General features: G+C 35.6%; 15 protein-coding genes. All 15 read right to left on the reverse strand.

Annotated features, from left to right (window positions below; translation table 11 throughout):
• Positions 1-67 precede the first annotated feature (67 nt).
• On the reverse strand, positions 68-988 hold the full coding sequence (locus K8B81_RS03135) for an alpha/beta hydrolase (protein WP_223678740.1): 921 nt from the start codon (positions 986-988) through the stop codon (positions 68-70).
• A gap of 112 nt (positions 989-1100) precedes the next feature.
• Positions 1101-2654, reverse strand: a complete 1554-nt coding sequence (locus K8B81_RS03140) for a carboxylesterase/lipase family protein (RefSeq protein WP_223678741.1) — start codon at positions 2652-2654, stop codon at positions 1101-1103.
• A 146-nt stretch (positions 2655-2800) separates the two neighbouring features.
• Complete coding sequence (locus tag K8B81_RS03145; RefSeq protein ID WP_223678742.1) at positions 2801-4534, reverse strand: glycoside hydrolase family 43 protein; 1734 nt, start codon at positions 4532-4534, stop codon at positions 2801-2803.
• Positions 4535-4609: 75 nt separating this feature from the next.
• Positions 4610-5959 carry a family 43 glycosylhydrolase gene (locus tag K8B81_RS03150; RefSeq protein WP_223678743.1) on the reverse strand — a complete coding sequence of 450 codons (1350 nt, stop codon included), beginning with the start codon at positions 5957-5959 and terminating at the stop codon, positions 4610-4612.
• A gap of 35 nt (positions 5960-5994) precedes the next feature.
• Positions 5995-7962, reverse strand: a complete 1968-nt coding sequence (locus tag K8B81_RS03155; protein ID WP_223678744.1) for a glycoside hydrolase family 97 protein — start codon at positions 7960-7962, stop codon at positions 5995-5997.
• 72 nt (positions 7963-8034) lie between these two features.
• Positions 8035-9390 (reverse strand): glycoside hydrolase family 43 protein, encoded by a 1356-nt coding sequence (locus tag K8B81_RS03160; RefSeq protein WP_223678745.1) that lies wholly within the window; start codon positions 9388-9390, stop codon positions 8035-8037.
• Between the two features lie 40 nt (positions 9391-9430).
• Positions 9431-10762 (reverse strand): glycoside hydrolase family 43 protein, encoded by a 1332-nt coding sequence (locus K8B81_RS03165; protein WP_223678746.1) that lies wholly within the window; start codon positions 10760-10762, stop codon positions 9431-9433.
• A 13-nt stretch (positions 10763-10775) separates the two neighbouring features.
• A complete protein-coding gene (locus K8B81_RS03170) occupies positions 10776-13250 on the reverse strand; it encodes a glycoside hydrolase family 31 protein (RefSeq protein WP_223678747.1) in 2475 nt (824 codons plus the stop codon).
• Positions 13251-13306: 56 nt separating this feature from the next.
• Positions 13307-15901 carry a xylan 1,4-beta-xylosidase gene (gene xyl3A / locus K8B81_RS03175; RefSeq protein WP_223678748.1) on the reverse strand — a complete coding sequence of 865 codons (2595 nt, stop codon included), beginning with the start codon at positions 15899-15901 and terminating at the stop codon, positions 13307-13309.
• A gap of 49 nt (positions 15902-15950) precedes the next feature.
• Positions 15951-17522: a glycoside hydrolase family 43 protein gene (locus K8B81_RS03180; protein ID WP_223678749.1), complete on the reverse strand. Its 1572-nt coding sequence runs from the start codon at positions 17520-17522 to the stop codon at positions 15951-15953.
• Positions 17523-17600: 78 nt separating this feature from the next.
• Positions 17601-19892, reverse strand: coding sequence for a glycoside hydrolase family 127 protein (locus K8B81_RS03185; protein WP_223678750.1), 2292 nt, complete (start codon positions 19890-19892; stop codon positions 17601-17603).
• 22 nt (positions 19893-19914) lie between these two features.
• Entirely contained in the window at positions 19915-22374 is a 2460-nt protein-coding gene (locus K8B81_RS03190) for a glycoside hydrolase family 95 protein (protein ID WP_223678751.1), read from the reverse strand.
• Between the two features lie 399 nt (positions 22375-22773).
• Positions 22774-23022, reverse strand: a complete 249-nt coding sequence (locus tag K8B81_RS03195; RefSeq protein ID WP_223678752.1) for a hypothetical protein — start codon at positions 23020-23022, stop codon at positions 22774-22776.
• A gap of 421 nt (positions 23023-23443) precedes the next feature.
• Positions 23444-24250, reverse strand: coding sequence for a hypothetical protein (locus tag K8B81_RS03200; RefSeq protein ID WP_223678753.1), 807 nt, complete (start codon positions 24248-24250; stop codon positions 23444-23446).
• A gap of 58 nt (positions 24251-24308) precedes the next feature.
• Positions 24309-25331 (reverse strand): hypothetical protein, encoded by a 1023-nt coding sequence (locus tag K8B81_RS03205; protein ID WP_223678754.1) that lies wholly within the window; start codon positions 25329-25331, stop codon positions 24309-24311.
• Positions 25332-25564: the final 233 nt, after the last annotated feature.

Below are 25564 nucleotides of genomic sequence, written 5' to 3' on the forward strand. Positions count from 1 at the left end.
CAAACACCACTTATGACAAGTTGGATTTTTGTTTACATGATTTAAAAATATATTTGCCGATGATTATTTATTTTAGCCATGCGTTGCTTTGCAGCCAGCTAAATAGTGGATCCATCCATCCGGGATGCCTGAAAATGAAACCATGATCACCTTTGGGATAAATATGCATTTCAACCGGAACTTTATATTTTCTCAATTTTTCAAAATAAATAATACTGTTATCTACATCTACAGTCTTATCATCAGCAGTATGTGTTAAATAGGCCGGTGGCGTATCCTGCTGAACCTGCAACTCGTTCGAAAACAAATCGACATCTTCATTATTTGGATTTTTGCCCAATAAATTATCCCTTGAGCCAGTATGAGTCAAAGCAGCTGTCATACTGATGACAGGATAGACCAGAATTTGAAAATCAGGACGAAGACTTGTGCTCTCTTTATTATCTATGTAACTTTTGTCAAAATGAGTTGCTGCCGTAGAGGCAAGATGCCCTCCTGCCGAAAATCCCATAATGCCAATTTTATTTTTGTCTAATCCCCATTTCCCGGCATGATCTCTCACTAATTTTATGGCCTGCTGAACATCCTGAAGCGGACCTGTCTTTTTATCTTTCATAATAGCTTCATTTGGCAGTCTGTATTTAAGCACAAATGCGGCAATTCCTTTTTCAGCCAAAGCTTTGGCAGTACTTACCCCTTCCCCATCATAAACGACTACTGAATACCCGCCACCCGGAATGATGATAACCGCTGCTCCTGAAGCTTTTTCAGCATTAGGTCTAAAGTATTCAAGAGTGGGAATTGTTACATCTTTATACATTCCTGTTCCGGACTCTTTTAAAGCCGATGGTTTTGAGTTTGGTATAACAGATGAATATAAAATAATTTTTTCCTGTGCCTGAACAGATACAGATAATATCAGAAAATGAAATACCAGAATTAATCCTGCCTTGCCTCTGTAACGATAAACTTTATTTGTTCTTTCCATCCGTAAAATCTTATTTGGCAGATTAGCTAGTAAAAATCATATTGATTTTTTTATAGCCAAACGTGTCAGATTTGTGCCTTATTTATATACTCCTTTTTGTATTTAATGCAAATTATTTTGCCCAGGCTTCGCCTTCTGGTGTACGTCTCCAAGAAAAATAAGAATCTAAAACCTCAAGTGATTTTAAACTCGGAACTGGCCCCGTGTAAGCGCTATTATTGAAATACAGTAATTTGGGATCTGAATTACTAAAAGCTGGCCAGTTAGGGAGATCTTTGCCATTAGGATCACCGTACTTGGCAAAGTTTGTCCAATAGGTTCCCATCAGATTTGAAATCTCTAAATCTGATTTACTTGTTTGAGGGTTTGATTTATCTAAATTTTCAAAAACATAGGCTACCTCCTGTCCATGGTAAGACCCAAAACCATAATATTGTGAGTCTTTAGGATGGTCGGGATGCTGGTCGAAATAGTAAAAAAACACTTTCGACTTTCCGGTTTTTGCCTGAAGTCTCGCCCAGGACCATGTTTGCCATCCAAAAGCTGCATCACGCGATAAATCACGAGCTGTTTTTGGAACCGAATTTTCACCTACAGGATAAGCTTTTAAAAGGCTTTCAGCAAATTTACCGTACCGTGTTTCTACACTGCTGATAAATTCCTTTGGGTCTTTCGTTCTTGTAAAACTTGCCCCTTCATCTGAATTGTAGCCAATAAGAATTGGAGTGTCATTATATTTTCCCGATTCATATAGCTTATACTGGTCGTCAGGAATTACCCATCCGTCAATAATTGGCCATCCACGTCCTGCAGGCAGTTTATCAGGTTCAATCGACCTTAATTTTTCAATTGAAGCGACACCTGCACTTTTCATATAATCCAATCCTTCGTTTTCAGCAATCTTAAGTGTTTTCAAGTTTTCACCTGGATAAGTAGTAGCCCTTGTAGGCCCAAATGAACCTCCGCTTTGTGATATCGCCCCATTAAAAAGACCTTTTGCCAAAGGCGAAGCGCATAACATGCTTACAGCAATCCCACCTGCTGATTCTCCGAAAATTGTAACTTTATTTGGATCTCCACCAAAAGCAGCAATGTTCTCTTTTACCCATTGCAAGCCTGCAATCATATCTAGTAAACCATAGTTTCCTGAAACTTTTTGTGGGTTTTCAGAACTGAGTTCCGGGTGTGCCAAAAATCCTAATGGCCCCACACGGTAAGCGATACTTACCAGTACAACCCCTTTTTTAGCCAAGTTTTTCCCGTTATATGTCGTTTCTGAGGTTGCACCAGCTCCAAACCCACCTCCATAAATCCACACCAAAACCGGAATTTTTTCTTTGGCAGATTTAGCCGGAGTCCAAACGTTGAGGTAGAGGCAGTCTTCACTTTTCCCAGATGGAGGATTTCCCCCCTGAAATGGACCATGTGCAAATTTATTTGCCTGTAACACGCCATCCCATTTTTTTATCGGTTGAGGAGCGCGCCATCTAAGGTCTCCAACGGGTGGTTTAGCAAAAGGAATTCCTTTAAATACTAATAATCCATCTTCTTCAATTCCTGATAATCTGCCTTGTTTGACCTCTATTTGTGTCGTAAGAGGTTCTTTGGCTCCATCTGTAAAACCAAACAATAGCAAAGCGAGTGCACTAAAAAAAATATTTTTCATATGTAAAGGTTATTTGTTACAGTTATAATATTATTTCGCATTGTGGCAAAGGATATGTAACAGTGTAAGATCCCGAAATCTAAATGATTTCAGGAACTGTACTATAGCAATATCTTCAAAAACATGCTGATGATTTTCTATTATCTTTACTGAGGCTGGGCATCATTAGCAGCTGTTGCATACAAACCTACCAATGCACCTGTAAAACCTCCTGCTACATTAGTTGAAAGAATATCACCAGAAACTGCACCTCCTAAGTTTTTAAAATCTGCTCCATCCGTTGCATAACTAAATTCATAGCTGTCACCTGTTGCTTTCACTTGTAAACGAAGCGGTTTTTTCACCTCTATTTTAGTGCTTGCAATAATTTTAGACTGTCCTTTTTCTGTTCTTTCTAACAAAATATAAGTATCATTTCCTTTTTTAGTAATACCAAAAACATAATTAAAACGCTCATTTTGCAGACAGGTAATACCCGCCAGATCTTTTTCTGAAGCTGGTTTATAATCAACTGTTGTGGCAAAAGTGAAATTATTATGCATCTGTCTGTGGAAAAGTGTTGAAGTAGGTTTCATTTCTTTTATATTCACCTGAAAAGGATTAATCTGCAGTCCTTTTTTAGTTATTGAAATAAAATTTTCACGAGGCCCTCTTAATCCAATCCATCTGTAATCTAATTTACTGGAGGTGAAATTTTCTTCAAAAGTGAAATTGCCATTAGGAAAAAAACCATCCTTGCCGGTTTTGTTTTCAACACCTTTTGGCATTTTTAATTTTGGCTCCATAGGAACTAATCCGTTCTCAAAAACCGGGAATGTTCCAGACCAGTCAACAGGGAGCATGAAAGTCTCACGACCAGCATTTACTCTGTCTTTATCATTAGGGCGAATTCCTAAAAACACTCCGTAATATTTATTATCCGGTCCTAAAACAAGATCTGCATGACCTGCCCAGTCAACTTTATTTGGTCTGTCTTTTGGAAAATGTCTCTGCGTCAGAATTGGGTTGTTTGATGATGGCTTAAAAGGCCCTTTTGGACTATCACTGATAAAAACAACTTCGCTGTGATTTCCCCCTGTACCGCCTTCAGCACACATCAAATAATAATGACCGTCTTTTTTATATAAATGCGGAGCTTCAATCCAGATTGGTTTTTTAGAAAGATCTACTCCCCCATCTACAATGATTTTATCTGTACCAGGAATAACTTTATCATTCACAAGATCATATTCCCATACTTTAATCACACGGTGCCCGTTGTATAATTCTTTTCCTTTATCAGGAGCATCATTATGCACTACGTACCCTTTTCCGTCATCATCAAAGAAAATAGACGGGTCGATTCCTTCGAAAGCTAATTTAACAGGGCTTCCCCATCCCTTCATTGGATCTTTTGTTTTCACAATTATGTTTCCAAGACCGCCAGAAAAAGCAGTTACAATCATATAAAAAGTATCGTTATGCGGATTGTAAGTTATTCCAGGTGCATATACTCCGGCACTGATACCGGTATCGTGCGGATTAAATTCGTTAACGTTATTTAAAACCCCGCCTAAATCGGTCCAGTTTACTAAATCTTTAGAATGAAAAATGGGCACTCCGGGAAACATTGCAAACGAAGAACATACCATATAAAAATCATCACCCTTTCTTGTAATTGCCGGATCCGGATAACATCCCTGTAGAACCGGATTATAAAATTCTCCTTCTTTTAATGGATATTTTTTGTATATCTGGTCATCTCCCTGATAAACTACTTTAGAAAAAACAGGTGGATTTTTGGCTGTTTTTGGTTTAGGTTTATCCTTATCCTCTATGCCTGCAAAGGAAAACAAGCTCATCATTACGACCGAAAGTAAAATTAATTGTTTCTTTTTCATTTCTTATTTATTATTGATTCTATATTTTTTTCTTTGTGTTGTTTTGAATTTTGGAAAGCATTTTTTTTAAATAATCTATTCAAATTTTATCCAGTCAACCTCAACCTGGTTCTCATTTTTCGATATAATAGCCAAGTCCTGAATGCCGGACTCAAATTTTAATAGTGGTGATTTTATTTCTGCCCAATTACTCCCTTTTGGAATAGTCACTTCAGCAATTATAGTCTGTTTTTTACCTTTAGAAGCTATTTGAAGTATCCCTCCTTTATCTGAAGAGGCTTTTACAACTATCGATTTTAATTTCTTTTTCCCAAAATCAACAGCGTTGTATTGAATCCATCCTCCTGATTTATTGAAAGTCGTTTTCCAGCCATTGAAAGTATTCTGGTTATCTAAAAATGAAATCGAAACTCCTTCTTTGCTCATTTCAGAATACCTGTCAATTTGAATCTGATCTGTTAATTTAGTAATTCCAATTCCTCTTAAAGTAGGAATGACTTTTTGAATACTTCCGTCGGGATTAAAATGCAGGTAATCTGCCCTAATCGATCTTGCTTTATCAAACTGAGGTGAAAAGTCATTATGATGATAAAATAAATACCATTCTTTTTTAAATTGTATAATCGAATGATGATTTGTCCAGCAACCGGTTGTGGATTCATCCATAATAACTCCTGCCACTTTGAATGGTCCCAGCGGATTATCACCAATTGCATATTCAAGGCGCTCAATTTTGTTTTCGACATGAGGATACGTCAAATAATAAATTCCGTTTCTCTCAAACACATACGGTCCTTCTTTTAAACCTTTTGCAGGGAGATTTTCGAGTATTTTCACCTCAGAATCTAATTCCGTCATGTTTTGCTTTAGTTTAGCTGCAAAAATATTTCCTCCAGACCAGTACAAATAAGCCTGCCCGTCTTTGTCTATAAAAACATTCGGATCGATTCCGCTGACACCTTTGATAGGATTAGGTTCCGGAACATAAGGCCCTTCTGGCTTATCGGCAATTGCGACACCTATAGTAAACCCTTTTTTATAATTAACAGTGTCTTTTGGAATACTTGGAAAATAAAAATAGTACTTACCGTTTCTTTCGATACAATCCGGAGCCCACATGCTATAACTATCAGGTTTCACCCATGGCACTTTATTTTGATGTACTATCATTCCATGGTCTGTCCAGTTAGTTAAGTCTGATGATGAAAATACGTGATAATCTTCCATACAAAACCAGTCTTTACGACCTTTCCCTTCGGTTGCAAGGATATCATGAGACGGAAATATATAAACTTTATCACCAAATACCCTTGCAGAAGGATCAGCAGTAAACTGATCCCTGATAAGCGGATTTTGTGCGGTACAAACATTGCTGATTAAAATCAATCCTGTCACTATCGCAGAAAAATATCTAAAATTTATCATGGCTTTTTAATTAAATAACACTAAAAATATTTTGTTTAATTGACTAGCAGCAGGCCTCCATTACAAGGTATTATCAATTCAAGCTGTTGGTTTTTACTCATTTTTACAGCGCTCATCTTTCCGTTTAACTGCATATCATCGCTATACATTTTTAATTCATTTCCAGCCTGAATCATTGGTAATTTTAATTTGATTTTCAATGTTTCTTTTTGAGCATTTAAACCTGCTATATACCATTTACTCCCTTTACGGCGTGCAAGGACCACATATTTTCCAGGATATCCGTCTAAAAAACGAACCTCATCCCAGGTTGTCGGGACTTCCTTCATAAAATTGATTGCCCAGTCAGGAGCATCAGTTAAATTATTAGGTGCCAAAGCAAAATGCTGCACCCCACTTTGAAATACTACAGCTGTAGCCAAAGCAAAAACATCAGAAGTTATTCTCTTTGAACCTTTATTAGGTATATTGTCACTATTATAGAACTTGTTTAAAGCACTGCCTCCAAAATCCATACTTCCAACAGTATTTCTAATAAAAGTATGTATAGAAGCATTTTTTGCTTCATTGTCACAGCTTCCCTGACCAAAATGGAGATTTTCACTAGCCAGAACAGCTTCGCTTGACGCATAATTAGGGTACATACGTTCCCAGCCTCTAGGAAGTGTGCAGCCATGAAAAATAACCATAATACCAAAATCATTAGCATCTGTCAAAATATCTTCGTAGAGCTTCATAGTCACTTGTTTGTCACCGCCAAAAAAGTCAACTTTGATTCCTTTAACTCCAATACTTTTCATCCAGGCCATTTCTTTGCGGCGAACGATTGTATTGTCCATGATACCTCTTGGCCCCTGAGGAGCATCGTTCCAATACCCATTAGAGTTGTACCACAGGTAAAGCCCTACCCCTTTACTTTCTCCATATTTCGCCAATTCAGCAATTTTATCTTTACCGATTTGCGTATCCCAAAGGGCATCCACTAATATGGTTTCATATCCCATGGCATTACTAAAATCGATGTATTGTTTTTGAACCGAAAATGTAGTGTTACTATCCATTTTCATAATCCAGCTCCAGCTGCCTTTGGTGTATTGGTATTTTTTTGATGCTTCATACTTTGGCTTGACCAAATCAAACGGAATAGTAGTTTCTACAATAGGTGCCAATGTTTCACCTACAGTAATGGTTCTCCATGGAGTTTCACCAGGCAAAGCAATACCTGGAGAAGTCGTGCCATTACCATTATTTTCACCTGACATCGGGAAACCTATTGTATATAAACCGTTTTCCTTGCCTATAAGCCTGCTTCCGCAATAATAACTATCTACGCCGGTTTCAGAAATTAATACCCAGCCATTTCCATTTACCTTAAATAGACAAGGAAATGTATAACCTTCCCCTGTTCCGTTTTTACCCATTGGAGCATCAAGGGTATAAGAAGTTTCATAACTAGGCATCGTTCTGGCAAAACCTACCATCGATTTACTCTGTGGACACAAAAAAGTAGTTGTTCCCTGAGGAAGTGAAAACCCTGAAGCTTCTTCCTGCACTACACATGAGCGTGATTCTTTTTGAGGATGCACTTCGTACTTAAAAGCAACATTATTATTACTAATCCTGAAAATTACATCAATAGCTTTTTTACCATCTTTGAGAAAAGAAAATATTGCTTCGTTTGCTGTATAATGTACCTTGCTTTGTTTTATATTGGCCAACTCATACGTTTCATCAATTTTATTTTTATTGACTTTTGTTTCTAAAGTCAATCCCGAAGTAAAATCGCCAACATTCGTTTTTAAGCCAAGCGGTGAATTTTCCAGAAATTGCTTTCCGTTAAAAGCAATACTGTAAAAAGCTTTTCCGTTATTTGACGAAACTGAAACTTTTAATTTCCCGTCTGGGCTTTCTACAACCAATTGTGCATTCGAGGTAAAAAAACTGAATAAACAAAGGAATACTATATTTTTAAAGTTCATGATGGTTTGATAGTTAATTGGCATTTTATAATTTATTTTATTGTTAATAATGTTTGGATGAACTTTCAATACATTTAATTTTTTGAACCATTTTTATCATTTTGAAAACATCCAGTAATCGAAAAACATGATTTTGGCCGGGGCTTTTCCTTTAAATACAAAATAAACATCATGTATCCCTATTACTTTCTTCACGTCTGTGGTAACAACTTGCCATCTGTCATTACCTCCGGTCATTGGGACTTTTATAGTGCCAATCAATTCACCTTCCAGGCCATCTAACCTAATTTCCATTGATACGCCACTATTATGGGTAGTACCTAGACGTGCCGTAAACTTTGAAGCTCCCTCTTTTCGGAAATCTACATCCTTGATTTTTGTAAAAGCATCGTTTTTCATGGCTGTGATAAAAACGCCAACCTCATTATTCTGCATTGATTTTACATCTTTTGACCAGGCCATGGTTTCTGCCTCTGACTTAACATAAGGATTGACAGTGGTCAGGCCTTTTTTAATTCCTTCAGTCATATTCATCTGTTTAATGGTCCCATCCGGATTAAAACTCAGTTCTTCTACTGATACTGATCTGTTAAAGCCGCTTCCGCCAGGCAAAGCTCCATTATGATAGAAAAAATAAGTTTTCCCTTTAAAATCAATTACGCCAGGATGGTTGGTAAAACTTCCGCCCTGCGTAGGCATTACAACTCCCTGATATTTCCAGGGACCAACCGGAGTTTTGCTGGTTGAATAGCCTATATGTTCAGAAATAGGACCTCCAGCAAAAAACAGGTAATACAATTTGTTTCTTTTATAAAGCCACGGCCCTTCTTCATAGGTTGTAGGTCTTCGCGGATCTTCTTTTCCTGTTCGCTTTCCAAATGATTCTACAGTATTGGGAAATACTTTTATTTCGTCATTATATGAAATCATATTTTCGTTCAGCTTTACATAATAACATTCCGGATTGCCCCATACCAAGTATGCCTGATTGTCATCATCAATGAAAACCGTTGGATCGATATCAGCATTACTGTTTTGTATTAATGGTTTTCCCAAAGGATCTGTAAAAGGTCCATATGGAGAATTTGCAACCGCGACACCAATACCGTTTTTACCCTGACGATCAGTTATTGGTACATACATATAAAATTTTCCATTTCGTTCTATGCATTGAGGTGCCCAGGCATTCATTTTTGCCCAGCCAAAATTTTTATACGACAACACAGGACCATGGTCGGTCCAGTTTACCATATCTTCTGTAGTGTACAGCTTCCAGTCGTTCATGGTAAACCAGGTTGATTCATCTTCATCATGTGAAGTATATAAATACACTTTCCCATTATAGACCATAGGTGCCGGATCTGCTGTATAATTAGTCTGTATAATTGGATTCTGTGCAAACCCAAACAGCGGAATGATGTAGAGTAAAAATCGAATTTTATTTATATGCATTTTATTACTATAATTTTAAATTGCTTTGTCTTTAAAAAGATTATTCAAATTTCCACCAGTCTAAATTGAACATTTTTTCGTTTCCTTTAAATACAAAAAAAACATTGTGCAAACCCGTTACCTTTTTTACTTTGGATTTAAAAACCTTCCAGGTATCAAGATTTCCTGTATTTTTTATATCACATGTGCCAATAAGTTCGCCGTCTTTGTTATCTAAGCGAATTTCTATTTTACCCCCCGCTACAGAAGCCGCACTTATTTGAAAGCTCTTAGCTGCTTTTTCAAAATTAACAGCACGAACCTCTACAAAGTCATTATTGTCTATTTGGGTTATAAATACTCCGGTTTTATTATTTTTATCCGATTTTACTCCCTCGCTCCATGCCATAGTTTCAGCTTCAACACGTTTAAAAGGATTAATTGTTCCAACTGCTTCTGGTCCGTTTTCAGACCAGTAAGATAAAGTTTTAATAGTTCCGTCTTCATTGTAAATGATTTCGTCCATATCCACTGAACGCCTTTCGTAGAAAGTAGAAGTTTCTCTTTTTATGATGTCATAACTATGTCCGAAAACATATGATTTGCCTTTGTAATCAATGATTCCCGGGTGATTCCCTCTTGTTTTTTCACTGGCTTCAACTATCATTCCTTTATATTCCCATGGCCCTGTAGGAGTTTTGCTCATTGCATATCCAATTCCTTCCGGACAGCATGTGGATGCATACGACATATAGTAATGTCCTTTTCGTTTATATACCCACGGCCCTTCCTGATAATTTTTTGGTTTAGTAGGTTCTTTCACAATTTCTCCTGAAGTTGAAATCATATCTTCATTTAATTTTATATAATATACATCAGGATTTCCCCAGTATAAATAAGCCTGCCCGTCATCATCAATAAATGGGCTCGGATCAATATCATTCCATAGGTGATTGTCTTCAATCAAACGCTTTCCTAATGGATCCTTAAACGGTCCGTAAGGATTATCAGAAACTAACACTCCTATTCCTTGTCCATGCATTGGCGCATACAGATAAAATTTTCCGTTTCTCTCAATACATTGTATTGCCCACGCTCCATTATCATGTTTTACCCAGCTAAAATCCTTCAGGGAAGCAACCGCACCATGATCCGTCCAGTTAACCATATCAGTTGAAGTATAAAGCTGCCAATCAATCATTTTAAAACCTTTTGCATCGTCCTCATCATGTGAGGTATACAAGAAAACTGTGTCTTTGTAAACCATTGGAGCAGGATCTGCTGTGTACTTTGTCTGAATAATAGGCTGCTGCTTAATATTGCTTTGGGCAGTTCCATTGAAAACGGCCATAATAAACATGCAAAGTGCTGTAATGTTAGTTCTTTTATTCATGGTGTATTATATTTTATAATTTAATTGAAACCTCATTCCCTTTATAACTGATAACTTTGCCAACTTGTTCACTTTCCGTATTAGATATTCCTGTTTTTGAAGAAGCTTTTACAACTTTAAACTTTCTTTCTTTTATCATTCCGGCAAAAGATCCTTTTTGCTTACTAACCGTTACTGTTTTCTTCGAATCATCCCACTTAAATGTAATGGTTGCGTACTTTCCTTTTTCATAATTATAATTATCTCCTTCATCTTCATACAGCGTAAATTCGCCATCAACTCCTTCATAAATTCTAATTTCAAGATCATCCCATTTTTTTTCATTAACATATTGCACTTTAGGTCCGAAAGGGATAATACTTCCTGCTTTTACAAACAATGGAATTTTATCTATTGTTGTTTCCTGTTCTATCTCCTGTCCGCCGTTGTACTTGCTATTTGTCCAGAAGTCATACCAGATTGTACCAGCAGGCAAATAGACTTTTTTCGATTTTTTCTGAGTAAAATCAACAGCCAGTGTTTTAGGTTTATCAGAAGTGTCTTTTTTATCCCAGCCAGTATCTTCATTTGTTTTTACAATTGTCTCCTGAGTATATTGTGCATTGATCACCGGAGCTACCAATATCGACTGACCAAATAAATACTCACTATTCATGTCTTTTACTTTATCATCTTCAAAATCCATCATCAAAGCACGCATCATGCTCGATTGTCCGTTGGTTATTTTCCATGCATTTGAATAAATATAAGGCAATAAGGCATATCGTAAATTGATTGACTTTTCGATAGCATCATAGATTGGCTCTCCTTTTTTTCCAAACTGATATATCTCTCTCGGAATATCTGTTCCATGTGAACGCATCATTGGAGTAAAAGCCCCAAATTGTAGCCATCTTACATATAATTCCTGATAAGCAGGATTTTTAGCTCCCGAACCTGCGTATACTCCTTTGTTATAAGCACCTGCAAAAAAACCTCCTATATCACTATTCCAATATGGAATTCCGCATAAAGAAAAGTTTAATCCGGCAGGGATTTGATTGCGTAACATTTCCCAGGACGAATTAACATCTCCAGACCATGTATTGGCACCGTAACGCTGCTGACCTGCAAAGGCTGAACGGGTTAGAATAAACACCCTTTTATCTGATGTTACCTCACGCTGATGATCATAAACGCCGCCAACGGCCATTAATGGAAAAGCATTTCTAACCTTTCTGAATGATCCTAAAAATGTTTTATTATCAAAATCTTTTGGTTTAAAGTCTAAATGATCAGGTTCAGTAGAATCCATCCACCAGCCGTCGATTCCAAAAGAAAACAATCCTTTATTCAGATATTTCCAGTAAATATCCCTTGCTTCGGGATTATAAGGATCGTAAACTTGCACTCCTGAAGGAAAGTTCATATCAGGTGGCCAGACATCTTTTCCTGACTGTGGCCAGGTTTGAAAATCCATCAGCATATTTTTTTCTTTCAGCTCCTGAAATTGAGGTGTTTTGGGTCCAAAAGATGACCAGATTGATATAATCAGGTGTGCATTTAGATTATGAATATCATCGACCATTTGCTGTGGCTTCGAAAATTCAGGATTTAAAAAATTCATTCCATTCCAATGATAATTATCGCCCCAATACTGCCAATCCTGAATAATACCATCTAATGGAACTCCTAAATCACGGTATTTTTTTACTACCTCAACCGTTTCTTTTTGGCTTTTATAGCGCTCGCGGCTTTGCCAGAAACCAAAAGTCCATTTGGGAAACATCGGTACCTGACCTGTCAAATCACGCATATTAGCAATTACTCCGTCAGCATTCCCGCCACTCATAAAATAATAATCTATGCCGTCTCCAACTTCTGATTTAAAAGAAGTTTCTTCCGGATTATCGCTAAAATCAGTAGGTGAATAATTATCCCAAAACAATCCGTATCCTTTGTCAGACTGAAAAAAAGTCACAAAATCCCACGTATTATTCTGTACCATGTGGACTTTTTGATTTCGTTGGGACATTTTTCCATTTTGAAGAATTCCAAGACCATAAACAGATTCTTTTTTGTCCAGAATAAAAGATTGCGTTACTGTATACGTTTTGCTTCCAGTATCATTAAAATCAGTAAAAACTGTACCTGATTCTTTTTCGTTCAACAATGCTTTTCCGGTATGGCTTGTAAATGAAACACTTCCGGTATTACTATTGAGAATAACTTGTAAAGCATCTGTTTTTAATAAAATCTTATCCGCTTTTTTATCAATGCTAAATTTTGTTTTTTCCGGGTTTTTAATTACCGACAAACTTTTTTTCTGAAAATTGTCTTTTTCAGGATATTTGATCACTCTGACAATTTGAGGACTGTAAATCTGAATTTCTACAACTGTTGCATTAATGACTGCTTTTAATCCTAATTGTGTTTTTTGATAAGATTGAGCTTTAGCTGCTAAGCTCATTAAAAATATGGTCAGTAATGTGAAATATACCTTTTTCATAAACAAAAGTTTTTTTAATATTTATAAATTCTTACAATCAGATTAATGATTTGAATTTACTGAATTGAAATTTTTAGTATTTTTAAATCTTTAGCATCTGAACTATTCCCATAAAGAACTTCGTATTCGCCCTGAGCTACATTCATCTGATTGATTTTTGTATCATAGAATTCAAATGAAGATGCCGGCAAATCTATAGTTGCATTCTGCTTTTCACCTGCTTTTAAATTAATTCGTTTAAAAGCTTTTAATGTTTTTAAAGGACCGTCAGTATCATTTACCTTTCTGACATATACCTGAACAATTTCAGTTCCTTCACGCTTACTGATATTTTGTATTGGAAAGCTTAATTGTGTATTTTCAGTTGGTTTTATATTTGTTTTACTCAATTTACCTGCTCCAATATTAAATTTAGAATAGCTTAAACCATAACCAAAATGGAATAAAACATCTGTAGTGTATCTGTAGGTGCGATTCTTCATAGAATAATCTTCAAAATCACCTAGTATGTCTGAATTTTTATAAAATGAAACCGGAAGCTTTCCTGAAGGATTATAATCTCCAAAAAGTACATCGGCAACAGCCTGACCTCCGGATTCTCCCGGATACCATGCCTGCAAAATTGCATCGCAGCTGGAAGTTTCAGGCGTTAAAGCAATAGCAGAACCGGAACAGTTTACAAAAATTACTTTTTTCCCCGCAGCTTTTAATTCTTTCAAACATTTTCTCTGAACAGCCGGAAGTTCAATATTGGTACGGTCACCATCTTTAAAGCCAGGATAAGAAACAGGCATTTCTTCACCTTCAAGCAAAGTCGAAAGTCCGCCAACAAAAACCACGGTATCAATCCCTTTTAATTTTTGGATTAGTTTGCTGAAATCTACATCAAAACCTTTTCCAAAATCGAATTCAAGATTAGCCTGCCAATTGTTTGACTGCGCATACAGAATTTCAATTTTATATTTTTTCCCGGCTTCAACAACAAATGGGATATTGGATGGTACCGTCCTCCAATTGTTATATTTTGAAATTGATTTTCCATTAACCAACAATTCAAAAGCTCCGGTAATACCCGTTTTAAATACAAGTGTATCTTTTTGTTTCGCTATATATTCTGCTTCATATTTTGCAGAAAATCCTTCTAGTTTAACCCCTGAAGCAAACTCGTGCTGACCGGCAGTTGTCATCTTCATTGGATTTACAATTTGTTGGGATATAACACTCGCTCCTTCTCTATCTGGATTATTCCAATAAGTAGCTTTCATTCCTTTTTTACCATCAAATGAAAGTTGGTCAAAATAGGTCTGGGTCACTTTATCTTCTACTAAATCACAGGCTTTGTCATAAACGATTTTATCTGCTCCCATTTTAGATTCAATTCCGTCCTTAATGGTAATTGTTCTAACCGGAGTTCCATTATAATTCCCCCATAACATTGGCTCGTTATCAGCATTTGGACCAATAAGTGCGATCTTGCCAGCGGTTTTATTTAAAGGAAGAATATTGTTTTTATTTTGCAGAAGCGTCATTGTTTTTTGGGCCATTTCAAGTGCTAATTGCTGATGCTCTTTATTATTCAGAACCGATGCAGGAATTTTTGTCCACGGCACAATGGCATCATCATCCATTTCTCCTAAGTCAAAACGACCTGTTAAAACACGTAGCAGGCTTTTATCAATATCTGATTCTTTGATTAAATCTTTTGCCACAGCCTTTGGGAGTTCTTTAAAAGGATATTTTTCCCAAACACATTCTACGTCAGTTCCTGCAAGTACAGCTTTAGATGCGGCATGCACTGCATCTGATGAAACTTTATGGGTGGTGTAAAAATCAGTGACTGCTCCACAGTCTGAAACAACTAAATATTTAAACCCCCATTCGTCACGCAAAATACGCTGCAAAAGACGGGTATTGCTGCAGCAGGGTTCATCGTCCAGACGCTGATAAGCACACATGACCTGACGTACATCTGCATCCTGTACTAATGATTTGAAGGCAGGCAGATAAGTTTCGTATAATTCGCGTGGATTTACATTATTGAGATTCAGTTCGTGTCTGCTCCATTCAGGTCCGGAGTGAACGGCATAGTGTTTTGCACACGCTAAAAGTTTACGGTATTTAGCATCTGCCGGGCCTTGTAATCCTTTTACAACAGAAATTCCCATTCGGGAAGTAAGATAAGGATCTTCTCCATAGGTTTCCTGACCACGGCCCCAACGCGGATCCCTAAAAATATTGACATTAGGAGTCCAAACCGAAAGGCTTAAAAAACGTTTGTTTTCATTTCCGTTCTGAATCCATTGATTGTATTTTGCCCTGGCTTCATCTGATACTGCATCAAAAACGCGATAGACAAACTGATCGTCAAATGAGGCAGCCATACCAATAGGTTCAGGAAAAACAGTTACATTATCATTATTGGCATAACCATGTAATGCTTCACTCCACCAATTGAATTTTTTAATGCCAAGTCTCGGAATAGCATCAGACTGATCGCACATCAATACTGCTTTTTCTTCAAGTGTCAATCTTGAAATTAAATCCTTCGCCCTTTGCTCTGAGCTCAGAGAAGGATTCTGAAAAGGATATTGCTGTGCATTTAAGCTTAATATTGAAAATAATGTTATAATGATGAGATTATTGATTTTCATATTTTGGTTTCAGAGAGTTAATAGCTATGTTTCAGATAAAGCGCGGAAATTAATTTGCCTTTGAAATTTTATCATCAATATTGAAATAATCAAAATCTACAAATCCGCCTGTATTTTTTGTAGCATAATTGAATAGTCCAAATCGATATCCCATAAAATGCGGAATGGTGTAAGGTAATTTTATTGCATTACCAATGCTGATCCATTTTTTTCCGTCCAGACTGTAAAAAAATCTTCCTGTATCAGCCCTGTCTTTGAAATTACATTCTGCTTTAAAATATATTTTGTCCTGATTTAAAGAAACACTTTCAATTTCTTTTGGAGTTCCTTTTTCAGCAGCTGTCATTATCATTTTCTTTACACCGTTTTCCACTTTTACAGCTACAAAACCGAAATCTTTTTGCAATAATGAAAGTCCGGCAATATCGCCCTCTTTCATTTTAGATAGATCTATTAATGTAGATGCGGAACATTCAGGCCCAAAAGTTCTTTGGGTCAAAGTGTTTTTAGCCTGAAGAAAACTGCTGTCGATTCGGCCTGTTTTTAATCGTAAATAGCCTTTTCTTTCTTTGAGAGACCAAAGAGAATTGTTCGGATTATGATTCCACTGCCACACTAATGGCAAATCGTTTTTGTCATTTTTTCGGTTAAAATCATCAGAGTTTACAATACCGGGAATAAGACTTTTATTTGCTGGTAAATCCAGATATTCAGGCACTTTTCCATTTTCTCCCAATACAGGCCATTCATTTTCCCATTTTACAGGAACCAGATAAGGAATACGGCCAACACCGCCGTAATCTCTAAACAAGTAAGAATACCATTTTCCATCAGGCGTATCGATAAGTCCCCCTTGCGCAACGCCTAAATCCTGCAAACCTATTCTGCCTTCCCACGGACCTGTAATTTTATCTGCCCGATGTATCACTACGGTACGCATCCCTCCTTTTGGCCAGCAAATATTAAACAAATAATATTTCCCTTTAATTTTAAAAAGCTGAGAGCCTTCTGACGGCAGCATTATATTGTCTCCGGCAGGCGCATGTGCATTTTCGATTAAAACTCTTTTTGTTTCTTCTTTAACTGCTGAAAGGTCATTTTCTAACTCTATAATTTGAATTTTTCCTGCACCCCAAACCAGGTAAACCTTACCATCATCATCAAATAAAAGGGAATGGTCATGGTAAGAATTATTTAAAACAATTCTTTTCCAAGGCCCTTTTTCAATATCTTTTGTTGAAAATATATAGGTTTTACCAGTTGTTCCCGAAAAAGTGCTTACATAATAAGTCCCATTATGATAACGAAGGCTGCTTGCCCATGAGCCACGGCCATAATCATTTTTTTCATTATCAAGATTCAGTTTATCACCCTCGTTTTCCAATATTTCGTATGCATAACTAACCAGTTTCCAGTTTATCAAATCCTTTGATTTCATAATGGGCACTCCGGGATTCATATGCATTGTAGTGCTGCTCATGTAATACGTATCTCCTATCCTAATCATAGATAAATCAGGTACATCTGCATAAATTACCGGATTATGGGCTTTTTTTTCCTGAGCCGTTACCAGAGACAGCGTAATAAAACTCAATAATAAAATGTGATATATATTTTTCATAATGATGTTTTTAGCGTTAAAACGTATCGTCGTATTTTTATTCTTTTTTACTTGTAACTAAATTGAGCACATTACTTTCTAGTTTTTGACAATTCTTAATTGATAAAACCTTGGGCTCTTTGCTCCATTCTTAGCAGTGATTTTAATATTGATTATCTGAATTTTATCAATATTTAACCTAATCGTTTTGTTATCTACAGAAATTACCTCAGCTAGTTTGTCATTAATCAGTATTGTGATATTATCCATTTTCAATTCATCCAGGACACTTATATCCAAAAACTTTCCTAAACTGTTTTTATTTAGCAATTGATACGAAATGTAAGCACGTGTATCTCTCCAGAACTTGCCGTCATCATAACCCGAATTACTTTTCTCCCCTTTATATAAATGATCTACTTCGGGCTGTTGTTCTCCACAATTAACTTTATCCACGGTTTTAGCCTCCAGGGCCAGGGCTTCAATTTCCTGTTGCTTTAATAATTGTTGCTTTTCCTTGTAATCCTCTTTAGAATAGGTTTGAAAATACATTTGATAACGGGCATCATGAATTTCGAAGAAAGGCTGCAACTCTAAAGAATCTAAACTAAAATGAAGTTTTTCAGTTTCTTTTGCTTTTGCCAGATAAGAGTCTTTTTCACCCACCAAAGCGTAAGCCTGGTCTAATGGAAAATATTTTCCTCTTGTGGCATGCCCCATTCTGCTGTCATCTGCAAATAGGCCATCCAATCCTTCCGTTGAAGTTTTCACTGCTAATACAATTGGACCGTTGACAAAAGCACTCCAGTTTGAACCATCTGGCAGGCTCTCTAAATGCGTAGAAGTTTTGAAAGTAACTGTGATTTTATCCCCTGATTTCCATTTTCTGTTAATTGGAATATAGCCTGAAGCCTGAGAATTAACATTTGCTATATCCAGAACCTTTCCGTTTACCAAAATTTCAAAATTTTCTGCCCATTTTGGATGGCGGATATTCAGTACAAAAGTTTTAGATTTTTTAAGTTTTATAACAAGTTCTGTACTATTTTCATAAGGGAATTTCGTGGTTTGTTCTAATGTTATTCCTTTCTCTTTCCAATTTAAAACAGAAGGAATAAAAAGATTTACAAAAACATTATCATTTGAATGACTATAAATTAATTCGCCATATTTAGTATGATTTTCCAATCCGGAACCCACGCAGCACCACATACTGGTTTCGGGTTGTGAATATACCCGATAATGATTTGGCCTGATAGGGGTAAAATAAACAAATCCTCCTTTTTCGGGATGCTGACTCGACAGGATATGATTGTATAACGTGCGTTCATAAAAATCCAGATAACTAATATCATTTTTATTCAAAAACAAAACCTTGCTCAGACGTTCCATATTATAGGAATTGCAGGTTTCAGGCCCCTGATTGGACTTTATCATACTACTGAAATCATTTATTGGATTAAAATGTTCCGCAACACTATTCCCGCCAAAGGCAACACTACGTTTTTGAGTTACATTATCCCAGAAAAACGCTACCCCTTCCTGCCATTCTTTATTAGCCGTAAGAGTGGCAATTTTTTCAAAACCAATAACTTTTGGTATCTGTGTATTAGCGTGCATACCGGTAAGCTTATCTTCTTTTTTCAATAATGGATTTAAGAAAGCTTTATGTGATAATTTTTCAGCAGTTTCAAGGTATTTTTTATCTTTTGTAATACTGTATAAATCCGCAAAAGATTCGTTTATGCCTCCATGTTCTGTTTTTAGGATTTTTTCAATCTGCTCGTCAGAAAGCGGACGAATTAATTCGATAAACCAATCTCCCAATTTTATTAAAATATCTTTGGCTTTTTCGTTTCCTGTATAATGATAAGTATCATTCAAACCAGCAAACAATTTGTGAATATTATAAATAGGAACCCAGGTATTATTCAATCCAAAACCACTGCCATCAATATCACCATTATGAATGCGATCCCAAAAAACTTTTCCCTGTGGAATACCGCCCACATACCCATTTCCATTTTTATCCTGACAACGGGCCAATTCAGAAATCATATAATCTGATCTGTTTTTAAGTTCCATATTTCCTGTAGCTGCATACATCATAGCTAAGGCAGAAAGATAATGCCCTCCGATATGTCCATCTAAACCAATGCTTTCCCAGTTGCCATATCGGCTTTCTTTAACAGGAAGGCCAGCATCTATTAAATAGGGAGCCAAAAGTTTATCCGGTTTAAGATCAAAAATATACTTCAAATCGACATCCTGAGCATTTTTAAACGGTCCTTCTTTCAGTCTGATTTCGCTTAGGTCAAACGATTGCATCTGAGCTATAACTGAAGATGTTATAAGCAAAACAAACAGGCAATATAAAATTCTATGTTTCATTTTAAGGTATTACTGTAAAAAATTATCGAATAAGAAATGTATATACTTTCCCTTTTAAGGTCATTAAGTCGTATAAATAAGTTGACTTAACATCTAATGCTTTTATATTAGATTCATCAGAAATAATTGGCTTTTGAACTTCATCAAGCTGATAAAAAACATTTGGGTTTACTCCTGATGCATTTTTCAAATTATTATGATCCTTCAAAGTTATTTCATTTGGAGTTCTCAATCTTAAGTTCCCTCCCAGATTAGACTGAATGCTAAGGGCAACTAATTTTCCCTTTTCCCATTTCAAATGCTTTATTTCAAAACCGCCTCTTGCTTTCAGGCCTCTTATTTCACCATATTCGCTCAAAGCATCAGGTAAGGCAGGAAGTAAATGAACTGCACCATCTGAGCTTTGCATCAACATTTCAGTAATGCCTGATGTACAGCCAAAATTCCCATCAATTTGAAATGGAGGATGCGCATCAAAAAGATTGTTGTAAGTGCCTCCTCCTTCATTTACACCAAGTGGAGTTAATTGATTCTGAATCAACTTATAAGCATGGTTACCATCCTGCATTTTAGCCCACCAGTTTACTTTCCATCCCATACTCCAACCGGTTGAGACATCTCCTCTTTGCAAAAGCGTATTTTTTGCAGCTGCAAAGAGTTCAGGAGTCTTATATGCCGAAATCTGATTGGAAGGATATACCCCATATAGGTGGGAAATATGGCGGTGATTGTCTTTGGGATCATCAACGTCATCCAGCCATTCCTGTAATTGATTATGCTTTCCGATTTGCATTGGCGGAAGCATTTTTCGCAACGTTTTAAGACTATCTGCAAATTCTTTGTCCTTTCTTAAAATCTCAGAAGCCTTAATAGCGGTACTGAAAACATCAAACACAATTTGATTATCCATCGTGGATCCGGCTGTAACTGCTGATCCCTGATGGGCTTTTGGGGCATTTTCAGGCGAATTTCCAGGCACTACCACCAGCCATCCGTTTTTTGGATGTTTTACTAAAAAGTCTGAATAAAAAACGGCAGCCCCTTTTATTACTTCATATACTGATTCAAGATATTTTTTATCTCCTGTATATAAATAATGTTCCCAAATATGCTGGCTCAACCATCCGCCTCCTGCATTCCAGACGCCCCAGGTAGCTCCGTCAACAGCTCCGTTGATTCTCCATATATCGGTATTATGGTGCGCAACCCAGCCTCTTGCCCCATACATTACGTTTGCCGTTTCTTTTCCTGTTTCGGCCAGTTCTTTTATCATTTTTAAAAGTGGCTGATGCATCTCTGATAAATTCGTTTTCTCAGCAGGCCAGTAATTCATCTCGGTATTAATGTTGATCGTATATTTGCTATCCCAGGCCGGCCTCATACTGTGATTCCAGATCCCCTGAAGATTTGCAGGCTGTCCTTCGGGCTGTGAAGACGAAATCAATAAATAGCGTCCGTACTGGTAATACAAGGTCACCAGCGAAGGATCAAAAACACTCCTAAAATTAGCCAGCCTTTGATCTGTCGGCAATTTTGCTGCATTTGTTGTTCCTAAATCAATGTGAACCCTGTTAAAAAATTTTTGATAACTGGCGATATGAGCTTTTTTCATTTTTTCAAAATCTTTTTTAGATGCCTGGTCTAAATACGATTTTGCAAGTTTACTTTCAGAGCCACTAAGATCATTATAATTAACAAAATTAGTTGCTATTGAAACATAAATTACAACAGAATTGGCTTTGTCTATTTTTATGGAATTACCTTCAGGCTTTATAGTTCCGCCTTCTGTTTTAAATCTGGCCAGTGCGTTAAACCTTACTTTTCCTTCTACACCCTCATGATCACTTGTAGTACCTGAAAGAGAGAGCATATTATTTACATCTGTCTCTATTTTTTGTTTTTTATGCTGAGAAGTAAATCCTGCATTTAAAGATAATTTACCAGGCATGTCTGCTGAAAGTTTAATCACTAAAACTCTATCAGGAAAGGATGTAAAAGCTTCTCTTGTATAAGTGACGCCATTTATTTTATATGTTGTTTTAGTTACTGCTTTTTCAATATCCAGCTCACGGTAATAATCTGTATAATGTTCCTGATCAGAAAAACTGATTTCTAAGTTTCCTACTGGCTGAAACATCTGTCCATGAGATTTTTTCGTGATGATATTCTCATTTATCAACTTTTCTGCTTTTTGGTATTCACCCTGAAAAATAAGGCTCCTTATATCATTTAGCGCGCCTTTTGCATTGGGATTATCATTTCTGTTAGGACTCCCGGTCCACACAGTACTTTCATTCAATTGAAATATTTCCTTTTCCACATTACCATACACCATGGCTGCCTGAAAACCATTTCCTATCGGAAGTGCATTTTCCCAAACCTTACCGGATGGAGTATCATACCACAGCTTCAAGGCACTTTTTTCCTGGGCAAATGATGATATTAACAGAAAAAAAAGAAAATGTACAAGAAATCTTTTCATAATTAATAAGTTACTTTCGTAAAACTGATTGTCAATATTCTGAATAGAAAATTTTAAAAGTGTTTATATTACACTTATAATAATTACAAATATAACACAAAACTCAATACAACAATCGGTTGTTTTATTTTTTTTTATTTATAATGAAAAAAAAATGTGAAATTGTTTTGTATAATATATTTTTTGATGCCAAAAATTAAATAATCCAGAATAGAAGTTTTACCAAATTAAGAATTTATATTCTATAATATGTAAATGAATCTACTAACAATTCCTAGATGAATCATTTACTATAAATCACAAAACAAAAAAACATGCCAATTAATAAAGGACATGTTTTGTTTGTTGCTATATAAAAAAATTGGAGAGGATTTCTTTTTATTTAAAAAGAAAAAAATATTATTTGTAAAAAGTAATTGTATCAGTTAAATTTTCTCTACTGATAAATGCTGTAATATATTCCTTTACTTCATTAGTTGTTTCTAAAGGTGTTGCAAATGAATTGATATGAAATTCATCATCCTGATCCAGAATATGTATTATTTCTGTATAACCTTTAGAAATTAAACTTCCTTTTAATCTAATTATATTCAACTGCTGCTGACCATTTAAATCTTTACGAACCTTTAGTTTTATAGCTTTATCCATAGTAAAATATATTTAAAATAATAGCCTCTTGCATAATCAAATATAACCAATAATTTATATTAAAACAATAATTAAAAATCAACACAAAGCACTACTTATCAACATCTTAATAACATTTTATAATGACATTATTAATATCCATATTTTGAAGAAATAAAATTCACAATGAACTTATATATAACCTTACCATATTTACCCGTAGTGCATTATCATTATTTTTTCTGCCAAAAGTTCAAAATTGTACAGTTTTCAGCAAAATTTGAATCAAGAAAATTTATATTTTATAGATTCTAATCTTAAAAATCTAATTTTATAACTACTAAACTCTAATATTTTATACAAAAAGCAAAGACAATTTGTCATAATGCACTACGGGTCATATTTATCTTTTTTAAAATCAATCGCTATTAAATCACCCCTATCAAAAGTCCTGATATTGTAGCGTAACATCAGAGATTAAATCTCCACTATCAATACGAAACGTCTTAATTTGTGTTACCTGTTTATTTATATTATAAGTGTACTCCATTTTAACGTTAGCTAAATTAGTACCCGAAACAAGACTTTTCTGATTGAAGGCCCTAGGATTATTAGGAACTGACAATTTTGTACCATCAATCTGCATCAGAATACCTGGTAAAACACTATTTAAGTGACTCACTACTGAACGTTTCTGATTATCATAATTACTAAAAATATATTCTGTATCTTCATTAGCATTATCTGCATAATCAAGTACAACACGCTCTATATTACCAGACGAAGCAAAGCGATAATACCAGGTTTCAAATAAATGACCCGACGGACTTTTTATTCTTCTTTCTTTTCCTCCATCTGTTCGATGATACCATTCGTTGATAAAAACAAGTGAATTGTTAATATATTCCTCTTCTTTTACCATACCATTTGCATTGTAGAAATATATTTTTTTTTCTAATGGTTTTGAAGCATCAGCATAATCTTTCAAGAATGTGATTTTGCCATTTTCGTAACTATAAGTATTAATAGCATTTAATTCAGGATTATTATCAATAGTTTTATAAGTTCTTAAACGTTTCTGGCTATCGTAAGTATATTCACTTGTTGAAGTCACATTTCCATTAGCATCTTTGTATATTGATTTCACAAGAAGACTGATCTTAGCCGGAGGATTATCACCTTCATCTCCGCTGTCTTTAGAACAGGATAGTAAAAGTATACAAAGCAATGGCAATAATAGATGTTTCATGTTTATTTAGAATTAAGATATAGATTATTTAAGGTAAATTTATTTTCAAAGGTGTAATTTATTGTTCAGCTAGAGCTATATCCAATGCTGCAGAATTTTGTTTGCCAATAGTCGTTGCAATGCCATTTTTCCATACTTTTGCTTTCTCCAAGCTTCCATCACCCTCACTGCCAGCTATGTATATTGTATTATTATCAATTACAATATTTACCAGATGACAATCTTGTGTTCCGTCAGAAACATTGCTGATTTGTCCGTTTTTCCAAAGCTTTCCCTGCCATTTTTTGGTTTCAGCATTATATTGCTCAAAAATTACGTACACATCATTTCCTGATACATAAATGCCTGTTGCTTTTGCTTTTTCACTGACAATTGTGGCTTTGCCTTTTTTCCAGAATTTTGCCTTTCCCTGTTCTTCTCCTGCTACATATACGTCTCCATTAGACACAAATAAAGCATTGGCTTCTGCACTTTTTACAACATCTGTAAGATCTTCTGAAACTCCGTTTTTCCAGAGTTTTACTATTTGCATCCCGTTGTCTGCCTCAGAACCTGTTGCATATACATTCCCTGCCGATACTGTTATTGCATTGGCTATTCCTTCTTTTGAAACATCAGTCAGTACTGAGGCTATTCCGTTTTTCCAAATTTTCGCTACATGCAAAGAACCGTTAAATTCATTACCCAGAATGTAAACATCATTCCCCACTACATATAAATCCGCAACAACTGCATCTCTTGACCCGTCCGTAATAGCTACAGGTACACCGTTTTTCCAAAGTTTTATTAGCCTTTTGGCATCTGTTTCTGTACTAATAGATTCATGGCCCGCAACATAAACATCCTTTCCAGATACAAACACCGCTTTTGCAACAGAGTTTTTTCCTGCTGTACCTAAATTTACAGTCACACCTTTTTGCCATATCGCAGCCTGATTTATACCTCCATTTTGTTCATATCCGGCAACATAAACATTCGCAATTTCAGAATTGCCAGTTGTCTGATCATCTTTACTGCATCCAGGTAAAATCAGCAGTATTATTGACACTATTGTACTGATGCCCATTATTCGTACATTCATTTTTATAAAGCTTTTTGATTAAAAATTTTTCTTTGATTATATGTTTAAAATCTTAGATGCGATGAAAAATACAACCTGACATAAAAATGGAAGTATATCAATTTTTTGCAAAGCATTTTTAGTTGAATTCAATTGGATGCAAAATAAAATTCTTACAATTTAACTTCATTGTAAAAAATGCTAAGTCTAAAAGCTTTTTTTATTTATTGACTTATTTATCTTTACATTCGGTA

The sequence above is a fragment of the Flavobacterium hibisci genome (genome assembly GCF_020026925.1).
Lineage (GTDB): Bacteria > Bacteroidota > Bacteroidia > Flavobacteriales > Flavobacteriaceae > Flavobacterium > Flavobacterium hibisci.